Source organism: Parvularcula dongshanensis (genome assembly GCF_014199615.1).
Classification (GTDB): domain Bacteria; phylum Pseudomonadota; class Alphaproteobacteria; order Caulobacterales; family Parvularculaceae; genus Parvularcula; species Parvularcula dongshanensis.
Map to the genome: position 1 here is coordinate 923,421 of NZ_JACHOB010000001.1, position 13,068 is coordinate 936,488.

Genomic DNA, 13,068 nt, shown 5'->3' on the forward strand with positions numbered 1-13,068 from the left:
TGGTTACCGATTGTGTTGAATCTCGGTAACAGGTGATGCATTCTCGCCGCAGGTCGATCGAGGCGTCGCGTTGGCAAGCCGGCAAAAGCTGTTCCTGAGAAGGCCGGGCCGGTTGTCGAACCGGACCGTCCTCGTCCTCCTCGCCCTGCTCGCGAGCCTCGTCTTCGCGACGACCGCTTGGGTCCTCGCCCACCTCGTGGACAGTGTGCCGACGGCCGTGCCGGTCCTCTTCGCGTTGTTCCTGGTCCTTGTCGGCGTCCTCGGCCTTCTGGTTGGCAGCCGCCTCCTCGCCCTCTACCGCGCCGCGCGGGCGGGCAGCCGGGGGGCGAAGCTGCACGGCCGCCTCGTCGGCGTGCTCTCGGTCGTCAGCATCGTGCCGGCGGTGGTCGCCTTCGTCCTTTCAGGTGCCGTCCTTCAGTCCTTCGCGCAGAACTACTTCCTCGAGCGGGTCCAGGCGTCCAACGCCGTGGCCCGCGACCTCGCCAACGGCTACTTCGCGGCGCAGGCGCAGGAGGCGGGCGTCAAGCTCGGCGGCCTGGCCGAGGACCTCGTGGTCCTCGAACGCTTCGGCGGCGGACCGGAGGCCTCCCCCGTCTATTTCCGCAGCTGGCTCCTCGGCCAGGCGGTGCTTCGCGAGTTCGCGGGGCTGACGATCCTCGGGCCGGACGGCCGGGTGGTCGCCGCCGTGAGCCAGATGCCGGGCGAGCCCTTCGACCTTCCGCCGATCTCGGTCCTGGAAAGCATGAAGGAGGCGGGCGACGGCTCCTTCAACGTGCTCGACGCGACCACGCTCGACACCTACTACGCGACGCTCCGCACCGAGGCGCTCGGGGGCGCGACCCTCATCGCCTACAAGTCGGAACTGCCCGCCTTGAGCGGTCAGCTCCTCGCCGTGCGCGACTTCCGCGACGAGGCGGCGGGGGTCAGGCGCCGGCTTGCGAACCTCAGCGTCAACTTCGCCGTCGGCTACGGCCTCCTCTTGATGATCCTTCTCCTCGCGGCCGTCTATCTCGGCCTCCTCGTCGCGGAGAGCGTGGTCGACCCCGTGCGCAGGCTCGCGACGGCGGCGGGGCGCGTCTCCGAGGGCGACCTCTCGAGCCGCGTGAACCTCCCCCCGCGCCGGGACGAGCTCGGCGACCTCGGGCGCGTCTTCGACACGATGACCGAGCAGCTCGAGGCGCAGCGGGCGGACCTGATCGCCGCGAACGAGGAGCAGGAACAGCGTCGCCGCTTCATCGAGACCGTGTTGTCCGGCGTGCCGGCAGGGGTACTGACGGTCTCGGGTGACGGGCACGTCGTCTTCGCGAACCCGGCCGCCGCGAGCATCCTCGGCATGGGCAGGCGCACGCTGCAGGGCACGCCGCTCGGTTCGGTCGCCCCGGAACTGGCCCCTCTCCTCCAGCGCGCGAGCGGAACCCATGACGGCAGCCTCTCGGGTCAGATCGAGGCGCAACGCCGCGGCGTGACCCGCATCCTCAACGTGCAGATCGTGGCGGAGGGCGGCGAGCACGACGAGGCGGGCAGCATCGTCATGCTCGACGACATCACGGCGCTCGTCGGCGCGCAGAGAAGCGCGGCCTGGGGCGACGTCGCGCGCCGCATCGCGCACGAGATCAAGAACCCCCTCACGCCCATTCAACTCTCGGCGGAGCGTATCCGCCGCCGCTACGGCAAGCAGATCGATCAGGACGACCGCGAGGTCTTCGACCGCTGCACCGACACCATCATCCGCCATGTCGGCGACATCGGCCGCATGGTGAACGAGTTCAGCGCCTTCGCCCGCATGCCCGAGCCGGTCATGGCGACCGAAAACCTCGGCGAGCTGATCCGCGAGGCGACCTTCCCGATCACCGTCGCCTTCCCCACCGTCCGCTTCGTCACCGAGCTGCCGGAAGCGCCCGTGCTCGCGGCGTGCGACGGGCGCCTTCTCAGCCAAGCGGTCGGCAACCTGCTGAAGAACGCCGCCGAGGCCGTCACGGAACACGCCGTGGACGACCCTTCCGTCAGCGTCGCATTGCTGCGTCTGGGCGGGGAGGCGGTCATCGAGGTCGGCGACAACGGCCCCGGCTTGCCCCCGGAAGCCGCCCATCGGCTGACCGAGCCCTACATGACGACGCGCGAGAAGGGGACGGGGCTCGGCCTCGCCATCGTCCGCAAGGCGACCGAGGACCAAGGGGGCCGGTTCGAGATCGACAATGCGGAGGGCGGCGGCGCGCGCGCGCGCATCGTCCTGCCCGCACAGGAGGAAACGCGCGGCGGGGCCGCGCGGGAAAGGCTTGAAGCATGAAACCCATGGCCGTCGACGTGCTCGTTGTCGATGACGAGCAGGACATCCGGGAGCTGATCGCCGGCATCTTGGAAGACGAAGGCTACCAGCCTCGCACCGCACGCGATTCCGACCAGGTCATGGCCGCCGTGCGCGAGCGCCTGCCGAGCCTTGTTGTCCTGGACATCTGGCTACAGGGCTCGCGCCTCGACGGGCTCGAGATCCTGACCGAGCTGAAGACGCTCCACCCCGACCTGCCGGTCATCATCATCTCTGGGCACGGCAACGTCGAGACGGCGATCGCCGCCATCCGCAAGGGCGCCTACGACTTCATCGAGAAGCCGCTGTCCGCCGACAAGTTGCTCCTGACGGCGGAACGCGCCCTCGAGACGGCGCAGCTGCGGCGCGAGAACACGACGCTCCGCATGCGGTCGGCGGACCTTGCGCTCGTCGGCAATTCGAGCGCCATGGTACAACTGCGCGGCGTCATCGACCGCGTCGCGGACTCCCGCAGCCGCGTGCTGATCGACGGGCCGGTCGGTTCCGGCAAGGAGACGGTCGCGCGCGCCCTTCACGCCCAATCGCACAGGGCGGATCGGCCCTTCGTCGTCGTCTCCGCCGCCTCGATCGAGCCTACGCGGATGGAGGAGGCCCTCTTCGGCATCGAGGGCGAGGACGGCCATCCGCGTACGATCGGCTTGATGGAGCAGGCCCATGGCGGCACCCTCCTCTTCGACGAGGTCGGCGACATGCCGATGGAGACGCAGAGCAAGATCCTGCGGGTCCTGGTGGACCAGCGCTTCCGCCGCGTCGGCGGCGCCCAGCCCGTCAGCGTCGACGTCCGGATCATCTCCACGACCTCGGACGACCTTCTCTCCGGATCGGAAGAAGGCCGGTTCCGCAAGGACCTCTACCACCGGCTCGCGGTCGTGAAGATCACGACGCCGCCGCTGTCCAACCGGCGCGACGACATCCCTGCCCTCACCGATCACTTCTTGAAGTCGCTTCCGGGGGGCAGCGGCCTCGGGCGGCGCAGCCTGACGGAGGACGCGCAGGCGGCGCTTCAGACCTATGAATGGCCTGGCAACGTGCGTCAGCTCCGCAACGTCCTCGAACGCACCCTCATCATGGCGGGACGCGGCGAGGGGCCGATCAGCCTCGCCCAGCTTCCCGAAGAGGTCCTGGGCAGCGGACCGAGCCTGCCGACGGGCGAGGGAATGGAGCAGGTCATCAGCCTGCCGCTGCGCGAGGCGCGCGAGCGTTTCGAGCGGGAGTACCTGATGGCGCAGATTTCCCGGTTCGGCGGCAACATCTCCCGCACCGCCGCCTTCATTGGCATGGAGCGCTCCGCGCTTCACCGGAAGCTCAAGGCGCTGGGCGTGCAGACCGGCTACAGGGCCGAACGCGCCGATGCCTGAGGCTCGGCGGCTAGTATGGCACCGGGTTGATCGGCGCCTCGGGTAGATCGGTCGGCTCTGCCATGGGCGGCATGTCGGGCGGGGCCTTTGGCTTCGGCGCCTCGGCCTTTGGCTCTGCGCGCTGAGGCGGCGTAGCGGCGGCGCTCGGCTGCTCGAACCCGTCGAGGACGACCAGAGCGCCCGCACCGAGAACCGCAGCGACGCAGATGGAGACGAGGGCGAAGCGCCGTGTCGATCGCTGCATGCCGTCCTCGTTCCGCGGCGCCACCTCGACCCCTATCTCACAGTGATGAACGAAGAATTGGTGATCGGATTCGGGGGCGGCTGCCATTGGTGCACCGAGGCGGTGTTTTCACATCTGCGCGGCGTCGGCCGCGTGGAGCAGGGGTGGATCGCCAGCGTCGCCCCCGATGACGACTTCTCCGAGGCGGTACGCGTCACCTTCTCTCCTGGCGCGATCCCCCTCGCGGTCCTGATCGACGTCCATCTTCGCACCCATTCCAGCGGATCGGACCACAGCATGCGGGGCAAGTACCGTAGTGCGGTCTACGCACCGGACGAGGGGACCGAGCGCCTCGCCGAGGCCGCCCTCGCGCAGGCTCAAATGGAGATGCGATCGGCAGTGGTGACTCGGGTGCTTCCGCTGACCGCGTTCCGCCCGTCCGGCGACCGGTATCAACGCTACTACGAGCGCCGACCCGACGCGCCGTTCTGCCGGACCTACATCGATCCGAAGCTCGCGAAGATGCGGCGGCGCTACGGCGTTCGCGTCCTAGGCTAGCGAAATCGCCTCCGCCGCTTCCGGTGCGAGCCTTTCGCGGCCGCCCGCGCAGCGAGAGGCGGGCGGCCGACATTAGCCTCGCGGCGTCAGCCTGTAGGCGTCAGCTGGATCTCGACACGGCGGTTCTGGGCGCGGCCCGTCTCGTTCGTGTTCGCCGCGATCGGCTGCGTTTCGCCGTAGCCGAGCGCGTTGATCCGCGGCACCGCGACGCCCCGGCTCGCCAGGTAGTTGCCCACGGCCTCCGCCCGCGCGATCGACAGGTTCAGGTTCGACTGATCGGAGCCCACGTCATCCGTGTGGCCTTCGACCAGCACGTTGGTCTTGTTGTACTTCTCGAGTACGGTCGCGACCGAGTTCAAGGTCGCGTAGAACTCCGGCTTCACCGAGGACTGCCCCGTTGGGAAGGTGATGTTGCCCGGCATGATCAGGCGGATGTTGTCGCCGTTGCGCTGAACGCGGACGCCGGTCGAGGCGAGCTCGTTGCGCAGCTCCTGCTCCTGGCGATCCATGTAAGCGCCGACGCCCGCACCGATGGCCGCGCCCGCGGCCCCGGCAAGCACCGCGTCGCTCGTCTTGTCGCTGCCGACGATGCCGCCGACCGTGCCGACCACGGCGCCGATCGCGGCCCCGCGCGAGGCTTTGTTGACCCGTTGTTCCCCGGTGTAGGGGTCGGTGGTCGTGCAGGCTGCCGTCATCGCGAGGGGCGCGGCCATGGCAGCGACCCCGATCATCAGCTTCTTCATTCTCCGCTCCTTCGCCCCGCCCTCGGGGGCCGATGCTTCGCCGCCCTGACGCGGCTCCTGCCCGTCTGTAGCACGGGGGCCGTGCGTTTGGCCCCTTAACTACAGGCGGGCTTGCCGCGTGCCCGCCGGGACCGTAGCGCGGAGGAATGAACGGACAAGAAAAAGACGGCGGGGCGCGCGAAGGCGAACGGATCGCCAAGGTCCTCGCCCGCGCGGGCGTGGCGTCCCGCCGAGAGGCGGAGCGCTTGATCGAGCAGCGCCGCGTCACGGTCGATGGCCAGACGGTCACGACACCCGCGACCCTCGTCACCGAGGGGCAGGACATTCGCTTCGACGGCGAGCGGGTGGGCGGCCGCCCGCCGGTCCGGCTTTGGCGCTATCACAAGCCCGACGGCCTCGTGACGACGCACAAGGACCCCCAGGGCCGCCGGACCGTCTTCGAGGCGCTGCCGCCGGCGCTGGGCCGCGTCCTGTCGGTGGGAAGGCTCGACCTCACGACCGAAGGTCTCCTTCTCCTGACCAATGATGGGGGGCTCTCCCGGGCGCTCGAACTGCCGTCGAACGGCTGGCGTCGCCGCTACCGGGCGAGGGCTTACGGTCAGGTGACGCAGAACGAGCTCGATCGGCTCTCGGCAGGCGTCGAGATCGACGGCGTCCGCTACGGCCCCGTCGCGGCCAAGCTCGACCAGATCCAGGGCGGCAACGTCTGGATCACCCTCTCGATCACGGAGGGAAAGAACCGCGAGGTCAGAGCGATCCTGCGGCACCTCGGCCTTCACGTGAACCGCCTGATCCGCACTGCCTACGGCCCCTTCCAGCTCGGCGGCCTGCAGACCGGCGCGGTCGAGGAGGTCCCGACGAAGCAGCTCAAGGAGCAGCTCGGCGCGAAGCTGTCGGCCGAACTCGGGATAGGCCGGAAGTGAGGGTGACCGGCGGCAGCCTCGGCGGCAGACCCCTGCGCGCGCCGAAGGGCATGGGCACGCGGCCGACGACCGACCGGACGCGGGAAGCGCTCTTCAACATCCTCGCGCATCGCGAGGACGAGATGCTCGAAGGCGCGCGCGTCCTCGACCTCTTCGCTGGGTCGGGTGCCCTCGGCATCGAGGCGATCAGCCGGGGCGCCGCCTTCTGCCTCTTCGTCGAGACCGCCGCCGCGGCGAGGGGCGCGATCCGCGAGAACTGCGAGGCGCTGAGCCTCAACGGCGTCACCCGCCTCCACCGCCGCTCGGCCACGCAGCTCGGCGCGAAGCCTGCCGGCATGGGGGGGCCTTTCTCCTTGGCGTTCCTGGACCCGCCCTATGGGCAGGATCTCGTGGCGCCGACGCTCGCAGGCCTCTCGGCAGGGGGGTGGCTAGGCGAGGGCGCGCTGATCGTGGCGGAGCAGGGGCGAAACGATGCCGCCCCCGAAACGGCCGGCTTCGTCCAGGAGGACGAGCGCGGCTTCGGCGACACCCTCGTCCGTTTCCTGCGCTACGGGCGCTAGCCCTTCTCGAACACGACCGAGAGGTTGTTCGCCGGCATCTCGCATATCTCGGCGAGGTGCAGGCCCAGCGACGCGCCGAGCGGCTGCAGCGCGTCGTCGAGGTCGCGGACGCCCCAACCCGGATCGCGCGCCTTGAGCGAGGCGTCGAAGCGCCGGTTGCTCTCGGCCATGACGCCGCGCCGCGAGAACGGCCCGTAGAGCATCAACCGCCCGCCGGGCCGAAGCAGCGCCGCCGTGCCCCGGAACAGCCCCTCGCAGGCCGAGAAGAGCGCGATGTGGATCATGTTGGCGCAGAAGACGCCGTCGGGCACCTCGGACACGTCTCGCCACCAGCCAGGGACGGTGACGTCGAGATCCGATGGCGCCGCCATGCAGCCGTCAGGAACGCTCTCGGCCCACGCCGCGACGCTCGCGCGGGAGCCTTCGTCGGGTTCGGACGGCAGCCAGCGGAGAGAAGGATAGGCCGAACAAAGAGCGGCCCCATGCTCACCCGTTCCCGACGCGACTTCTAGGACGACGCCTCCCGTCGGCATGAGCGAGCCGAAGGCGTCGACGATGGCCGCGCGGTTCCGCGCGGCGGACGGGCTGAACAACCGCCTCTCCTCGCGCTCCCGCTCTTCCAGGGCGAGCGGACGTCTTCCTTCGGACACCAGCACCTCATTGACAGCGCTCGAGCCTCAGCGCACACAACGCGACCGGGCTAGCGGGTATGATGTAATGGTAGCCTGTCAGCTTCCCAAGCTGAACGCGCGAGTTCGATTCTCGCTACCCGCTCCAACTCGCCGCGTCGCAACAGTGCGTTACGCCGCCTTGCGTCCACTTTCCGATCATCGCGTGGAAGGCGTCGGAGCGGTTTGGTTTGTATAGGTAGTCGTCCATGCCGGCCTCCAGGCATCGGTCGCGCTGACCGGTCATAGCATGGGCCGTGAGGCAAAGGATGGGCGTTCGGGGCGCGTTCTTCTTCGACTCATGGGCACGAATGTACTTCGTCGCCTCGATCCCATCCATCTTGGGCATGGAGAGGTCCATCAGCACCACGTCGAACTCTTCCTCTCGGTAGGCATCGTAGGCCGCCGCACCGTCCTCTGCGAAGGAGGCCGCATACTGATCGCCGTCGAGGAGGTTTTGCAAGACGAGGCGGTTCACCGCGTTGTCCTCCGCCACGAATATGCGCAGGCGGTGATCGTTCACGGCGGCAGGCTCGGGCGTCGATGCCGCGGGCGTTTCGGTAGCCTGCAGGCTTGGGGGCGAAGCGCCTTCGGCCTCCGGCTCGGCAGCGGAGATCGCCGCGAGGCAGTTGTAGAGCTGCTTTGCCCGAACCGGCTTGACCAGGTAGTCCGACGCGCCGGGCGCTCTGAAAGCGGCGACCGAGTTGTCGTTGTCGACCGAAGACAGAACGACGATCCGAGCAGGATCCAGCAGCTTCGACCGTGCGGCATGTTGCGCGACGGCGAGTCCGTCCATGTCCGGCATGTGATAGTCCAGCAAGACCGCATCGTAAGGCGTTCCATCCGCTGCCGCCCGCTCGAGCATCCTGACCGCCTGTCGGCCCCCGTCAACTCTCCGACAACGAAGGCCCCAGCCGCGGCATTGCTCCTCGAGGATGTTGAGGTTCACCGCGACATCGTCGACGAGGAGCACAAGGCCTTCCGCCAACGGACGTTCCTGCGTGGCGGGAAGCGTTCTCGCATCCGCGAGACTGAAGGGCAGTTCGATCCAGAAGGTCGAGCCCTCGCCAAACTGCGACGTCACACCAATCTCGCCGCCCATCAGGTCGACCAGACGCTGCGTGATGGCAAGGCCGAGGCCCGTGCCGCCATAGTGGCGGGTCGTCGTCTTTTCGGCCTGGCTGAAATCGTCGAAGATCAGCCCGAGCTTGCCCTTGGGAATCCCAATGCCGGTATCGGCGACGCTGATGTGGTTACGGCCTTCGGCGGAGAGTTTCACTTCGATCAGGACGTGGCCCGACGGCGTGAACTTGACCGAATTGCCGGTGAGGATCGTGACGATCTGGCGCAGGCGCCCCGCATCGCCCTCGACGAGCAGCGGCACTTCCGGCGCGCAGCGTACCGCGATCTCGATGCCCTTCTCGTGCGCGGCGGTCGCCAGCAGGGTCGCAACGTCCTCGACGGCGCCGCGCAGGTCGAACGGGACAGGGTCGAGTTCGACCTTGCCGGCTTCGATCTTGGAAAAGTCGAGCACGTCGTTGATCACGGTGAGAAGCGCGTTGCCCGACTGGTGGATCGTCTCTGCGAACATCGGTTCGCGTTGCCCGAGCTCCGCGTTCAACAGGATTTCGGACATGCCCAGGATGCCGTTCATAGGTGTACGGATATCGTGAGACATGTTGGCGAGGAAAGCCGACTTCGCCACGCTCGCGGCGCGCGGTCTCCAGCGCCGCCTCGAGCTCGCGGGAGGTCTCGCGCTGCTCTTCGAGGAGACCTTCGACCTTCTCCTGGCTCGCCTTCTACTCGGTGAACTTCCGCGCGATCTTGGCGAAACCGATCAGCGTACCCTCGTGATAGATCGGATCGATGACCACGCTCGCCCAAAAGCGCGTGCCGTCTTTTCGGTAGCGCCAGCCTTGCGCCTCGAACTTGCCCTTCTCACGCGCCTCGGAAAGGGCTTTGTCCGGCAAGCCTGCCTCGCGGTCCTTCTCGCTGAGAAGCGGGAGAAGTGGTGGCCCACGATCTCGGAGGCCTTGTAGCCTTTCGCCCGCTCCGCGCCGGCGTTCCAGTTCTGCCCGTGCCCCTGGGGATCGAGCATGTAGATCGCGTAGTCGGTGACACCCTCGACGAGGAGGCGAAAGCCGTCCGCGGTCTCTTGCGCTTCCCTCGCAGTCTCGTTGCGTTCCGTGCAGTCCTTGGTGATCTTCGCGAAGCCCATCAACTCGCCGTCCCCGTCGTAGACGGGGTCGATGACCACCATGACCCAGAAGCGGGTTCCGTCCTTGCGGACCCGCCAACCCTCGGCCTCGAACGTTCCTGTGCGAAGTGCCATCTCCAACGCCTGGGCCGGGTCGCCAGCCGCCTGGCTCTCCGACGGGTAGAAGCATGAGAAGTGGCGTCCGGTGATGTCGTCCGCGGTGTAGCCCTTGGCCCGCTCCGCGCCCGGGTTCCAACTCGCAACGCGGCCGTCCTTGTCGAGCGTGTAGATCGCGTAGTCGGTCACGCCTTGCACCAGTAGGCGGAAGCTACGCTCGGAGCGCGCCAGCTGCTCGTTGGCTTCTCTGTCCGCGGTGCAGTCGCGCGTTGATCTTCGTGAACCCGATAAGCTCGTCCTCGTCGCCATAGACGGGCGTGATCGAGACCGAGGCCCAGAACAGGCGGCCGTCCGCGCGGATGCGCCATCCTTGCGTGGAGTACTCACCCTCTCTCAGTGCGGTCTCCAACGCCTTTTGCGGATCGTGCGCGACCTGCCCCTTATGGGGATAAAAGCAGGCGAAGTGCTGACCGATGATCTGATCGGTCGTATAGCCCTTGATCCTCTCGGCACCAGTGTTTTAGGTCTGAACGATCCCGACCGGATCGAGCATGCGGATAGCGTAGCTCGTGACCGACCGCGTCACGCGCTCGTAGACGCTCTGTTTGACTGACATGTCCGCCCCAATACTTCCCCGATATTGCCGCGTAGCGAGTACAGACCTAATACAGCCTTCAGACCTGAAGCGGATTCACGGCGCGTTTTGAGAATTCGTATCACGAACCGTGATGGGGGCCGACTTCGTCCGGTTTGTTTGCTCTAGATTTACAACGAGACGACGAGCCCGCTGATTAGGTAGGCGGCGAGAGCGGCAGCGCCGGTGGCGAGCGCGTAGGGCAGTTGGGTCGTCACGTGCGAGAGGTGCTCCGTGCCCGACGCGACGCTCGCGATCAGCGTCGTGTCCGACAGGGGCGAGCAGTGGTCGCCGAAGACCCCGCCGCCCAGAACTGCCGCAAGGGCGAGGGTCGGCGGCACGCCCAGCGCCGCGGCCAGCGGCATGGCGATCGGTATCAGCAGGCCGTAAGTCCCCCAACTCGTGCCCGTAGAGAAGCTCGCGACGCCCGCCGCGACGAAGAGAACGGCCGGCGCGAGGAAGGGCGGCAAGGACCCTGCCGCGAGGCGCGCCACCATTTCGCCCGTGCCGAGGGCGTTCAAGGAAGCGCCGAGCGCGAGCGCGAGGAGCAGGACGGTGACGAGCGGCACCATCTCGCCGATCCCGCCGAAGACCGCGCGCCCCACGGCCTGGCCATCCATGACCCGGTCCCGCCTGACCAGAAGCGCGCCGAGCAGGGCCGCGAGGCTGACCGCCCAGAGGATCGAGCGCGCCCCGTCGCCGTTCACGATCGAACCGCCGCCGGTCAGCGTCATGAAGAGGAGGGCACCGCCTACGAGGACGCCGAGCGGCACCCACATGTAGCGCGGCCGCGTCGGCGCCGCGCCGCCTGGCGCCGCGACGGCCTCCGTTCGCGCGTCGGCCGCCCGCATCGGCCCGAAGACGCGGCCCGTCAGGGCCGTGACGTAGACGAGCCCCACGGTGAGCAAGGCGTAGAAGTTGAGCGGCACCGCGCCGAGCACGACGCCGAAGGGCTGCGCGAGGCCTTGGGCCGCGACGAGACCCATGGCGTAGGCGCCCCAACCGTTGAAGGGGACGAGGACGCTGACCGGCGCGCTCGTGGAATCGATGATGTAGGCGAGGCGTTCGCGCGACAGGCCGTGCGCGTCGTAGAGCGGCCGGCCGAGGACGCCGGAGCCGAGAAGACTGACGTTCGTCTCGACGAAGAGCGCCGTGCCCGTCGCCGCGACCATCAGTTCGGCGCGGCGAGGCGTGCGGACGATGCCTCGGCCGAGCAGCGCGCGCGCTGTCGCTGCGACGCCGCCCGAGTCACGGGCGAGCGCGATCACCGCGCCGATCAGCAGGCAGAAGAGCAGGATCTGCGTGTTGTAGGCGCTGCCGAAGACTTCGACGACGCGGTCGAAGCTGGCGGTCAGGCCGCCGACAGGACCGCCCGCGACGAAGGCTTCGGACAGGAACAGGGCGAGAAGAAGCGCGCCGTAGACGTTGCGGAGGACGATCGCGAAGGCGATCGCGGCGAGGGGCGGGATCAGCGTCGAAAGCGTGTCCACGCGTCAGTCGGCCGCCGCTGCGGCCGCATCGAGAAGGCGCAGAAGGTTGCCGCCCCAGATCTTCTCGATCTCTTCGGGCGTATAGCCTTCTTCGAGCAGCCGTTCGGTGATCATCGGCAGGTCGCTCACGTCGCGCATCTCGTCGACCCCGCCGCCCCCGTCCCAATCCGCGCCGATGCCGACGTGGTCCGGCCCGACGACGGCCAGGATGTGGAGGAGCTGCGCCGTGAAGTCCTCGAAGCTGGCATAGGGACGCGGATAGGCGGCGTCGATCTCGGCGCGCCGCCGCGCGCGGGTGGCCTCGTCTTCGATGGTCGCTCCGGGACCTTCGCCCAACGCTTCGAGCGCCGCGTCGCGTTCCGGCGTCTCCGGCAGGTCGGCGAGGTAGCCGCCATAGGCGTTGACCTGGATCAAGCCGCCCGCCGCTGCAAGCTTGCGCAGCCTGTCGTCGTCGATGTTGCGCGGATGATCGTAGATCGCTCTTGCGCCCGAATGCGACAGGATGATCGGTGTTCTCGACGCCTCCAGCATGTCGTCGAAGGCGGCGTCGCTCGCATGGCTCGCATCGACGATCATGCCGAGCCGGTTCGCCTCCGCCACGAGTTCGAAGCCGAGGGGCGTGAGTCCCTTGCCGCTTTCGCCCGTCGCGCTGCCCGCGAACTGGTTGTCGCGGAAGTGGACGGGCCCGACCATCCGTACGCCGCGGCGGTGGAAGCCTTCGAGGCCGAAGACGCTCTCGCCGAGCGGATAGCTGTTCTCGATGCTCATCAGCACGACCCGCCTGCCTTCGGCCTCGGCCTGCCGCGCGCCCTCAGACGTCGTCGCCAGGGCGAAGTCCGAAGGGTGCTCGCGCACCATGCGCTCGATCGCGGAGGCGCGCTCTTCGGCCGTCGCCGCCGCCTCGGCGTAGCCTTCTTCGGTCAGTGGTCCTTGCGGCGTGTAGATGACGAAGAAGCCGCCATCGAGGCCGCCTTCCTTCATGCGGGGCAGGTCGACCTGGCTGTCGTCGCGGCCCGCCTCGTGACGCGCCGTGACGTCGAAGCCGGGGCGGACGAGGGCGGCGGGCGTGTCGAGGTGGCTGTCGAGGACCAGCGCTTCGTCGTGCACCGCCCGGGCGCTCCGCGTTCCGGCGCCTTGCGGGCTCGCGCAGGCACCGAGCGCCGTCACCGCTGCGAGGAGGCCCAACCGTACCGCACGTTCCATTCTCGAACTCCCTCGTTCCGGACCGAGGCATAACCGCAGCCGCCGCCGGTTGGCGAGGGGTGCGGCGC

At 68.4% G+C, this 13,068-nt stretch carries 11 protein-coding genes, 1 tRNA gene and 2 pseudogenes; 6 read left to right on the forward strand and 8 right to left on the reverse strand.

Annotated elements, in window-relative coordinates:
- Window positions 1-70 precede the first annotated feature (70 nt).
- Window positions 71-2,287 carry a sensor histidine kinase gene (locus tag GGQ59_RS04420; protein ID WP_183816166.1) on the forward strand — a complete coding sequence of 739 codons (2,217 nt, stop codon included), beginning with the start codon at window positions 71-73 and terminating at the stop codon, window positions 2,285-2,287.
- Window positions 2,288-2,292: 5 nt separating this feature from the next.
- On the forward strand, window positions 2,293-3,684 hold the full coding sequence (gene ntrX, locus GGQ59_RS04425) for a nitrogen assimilation response regulator NtrX (protein ID WP_183816737.1): 1,392 nt from the start codon (window positions 2,293-2,295) through the stop codon (window positions 3,682-3,684).
- Window positions 3,685-3,694: 10 nt separating this feature from the next.
- Here ntrX and GGQ59_RS04430 read toward each other — a convergent pair whose 3' ends face one another.
- Entirely contained in the window at window positions 3,695-3,928 is a 234-nt protein-coding gene (locus GGQ59_RS04430; protein ID WP_183816168.1) for a hypothetical protein, read from the reverse strand.
- A 45-nt stretch (window positions 3,929-3,973) separates the two neighbouring features.
- Here GGQ59_RS04430 and GGQ59_RS04435 point away from each other — a divergent pair, with 45 nt between their 5' ends.
- Window positions 3,974-4,465, forward strand: a complete 492-nt coding sequence (locus GGQ59_RS04435; protein ID WP_183816170.1) for a peptide-methionine (S)-S-oxide reductase — start codon at window positions 3,974-3,976, stop codon at window positions 4,463-4,465.
- Between the two features lie 86 nt (window positions 4,466-4,551).
- On the opposite strand, the gene GGQ59_RS04440 is transcribed toward GGQ59_RS04435, so the two are convergent.
- Window positions 4,552-5,208 carry a YiaD family glycine zipper/OmpA-like lipoprotein gene (locus GGQ59_RS04440; protein ID WP_183816172.1) on the reverse strand — a complete coding sequence of 219 codons (657 nt, stop codon included), beginning with the start codon at window positions 5,206-5,208 and terminating at the stop codon, window positions 4,552-4,554.
- 146 nt (window positions 5,209-5,354) lie between these two features.
- On the opposite strand from GGQ59_RS04440, the gene GGQ59_RS04445 reads away from it, so the two are divergent.
- Complete coding sequence (locus GGQ59_RS04445; RefSeq protein WP_183816174.1) at window positions 5,355-6,131, forward strand: pseudouridine synthase; 777 nt, start codon at window positions 5,355-5,357, stop codon at window positions 6,129-6,131.
- Complete coding sequence (gene rsmD, locus GGQ59_RS04450) at window positions 6,128-6,691, forward strand: 16S rRNA (guanine(966)-N(2))-methyltransferase RsmD (protein ID WP_183816176.1); 564 nt, start codon at window positions 6,128-6,130, stop codon at window positions 6,689-6,691. The genes GGQ59_RS04445 and rsmD overlap by 4 nt, the downstream gene beginning before the upstream one ends.
- Here rsmD and GGQ59_RS04455 read toward each other — a convergent pair.
- Window positions 6,688-7,341: a DUF938 domain-containing protein gene (locus tag GGQ59_RS04455; RefSeq protein ID WP_183816178.1), complete on the reverse strand. Its 654-nt coding sequence runs from the start codon at window positions 7,339-7,341 to the stop codon at window positions 6,688-6,690. The genes rsmD and GGQ59_RS04455 overlap by 4 nt on opposite strands.
- 53 nt (window positions 7,342-7,394) lie before the next feature.
- Here GGQ59_RS04455 and GGQ59_RS04460 point away from each other — a divergent pair.
- Window positions 7,395-7,468: transfer RNA gene (locus GGQ59_RS04460), tRNA-Gly, on the forward strand.
- Here GGQ59_RS04460 and GGQ59_RS15360 read toward each other — a convergent pair.
- The 5 genes and pseudogenes from GGQ59_RS15360 to GGQ59_RS04485 form a co-directional block, all read right to left on the reverse strand.
- Window positions 7,457-9,064: a response regulator gene (locus tag GGQ59_RS15360; protein ID WP_343074249.1), complete on the reverse strand. Its 1,608-nt coding sequence runs from the start codon at window positions 9,062-9,064 to the stop codon at window positions 7,457-7,459. The genes GGQ59_RS04460 and GGQ59_RS15360 overlap by 12 nt on opposite strands.
- Window positions 9,065-9,161: 97 nt before the next feature.
- Window positions 9,162-9,904: pseudogene (locus tag GGQ59_RS14750) on the reverse strand (PAS domain-containing protein); the annotation flags it as partial.
- Window positions 9,885-10,181 (reverse strand): annotated as a pseudogene (locus GGQ59_RS04475) (PAS domain-containing protein); the annotation flags it as partial. The pseudogenes GGQ59_RS14750 and GGQ59_RS04475, both read right to left, overlap by 20 nt.
- A gap of 257 nt (window positions 10,182-10,438) precedes the next feature.
- The gene (locus GGQ59_RS04480) at window positions 10,439-11,797 is read right to left on the reverse strand and encodes a Na+/H+ antiporter NhaC family protein (protein WP_183816182.1); all 1,359 of its coding nucleotides are present in this window, start codon (window positions 11,795-11,797) and stop codon (window positions 10,439-10,441) included.
- A gap of 3 nt (window positions 11,798-11,800) precedes the next feature.
- The gene (locus tag GGQ59_RS04485) at window positions 11,801-13,000 is read right to left on the reverse strand and encodes a dipeptidase (RefSeq protein WP_183816184.1); all 1,200 of its coding nucleotides are present in this window, start codon (window positions 12,998-13,000) and stop codon (window positions 11,801-11,803) included.
- Window positions 13,001-13,068: the final 68 nt, after the last annotated feature.

Bases quoted from the DNA above. Each gene is read 5' to 3' on its own strand.
- ntrX (WP_183816737.1), top strand. From the start codon at position 2,293: ATGGCCGTCGACGTGCTCGTTGTCGATGACGAGCAGGACATCCGGGAG.
- GGQ59_RS04430 (WP_183816168.1), bottom strand. From the start codon at position 3,928: ATGCAGCGATCGACACGGCGCTTCGCCCTCGTCTCCATCTGCGTCGCT.
- GGQ59_RS04435 (WP_183816170.1), top strand. From the start codon at position 3,974: ATGAACGAAGAATTGGTGATCGGATTCGGGGGCGGCTGCCATTGGTGC.
- GGQ59_RS04440 (WP_183816172.1), bottom strand. From the start codon at position 5,208: ATGAAGAAGCTGATGATCGGGGTCGCTGCCATGGCCGCGCCCCTCGCG.
- GGQ59_RS04445 (WP_183816174.1), top strand. From the start codon at position 5,355: ATGAACGGACAAGAAAAAGACGGCGGGGCGCGCGAAGGCGAACGGATC.
- GGQ59_RS04485 (WP_183816184.1), bottom strand. From the start codon at position 13,000: ATGGAACGTGCGGTACGGTTGGGCCTCCTCGCAGCGGTGACGGCGCTC.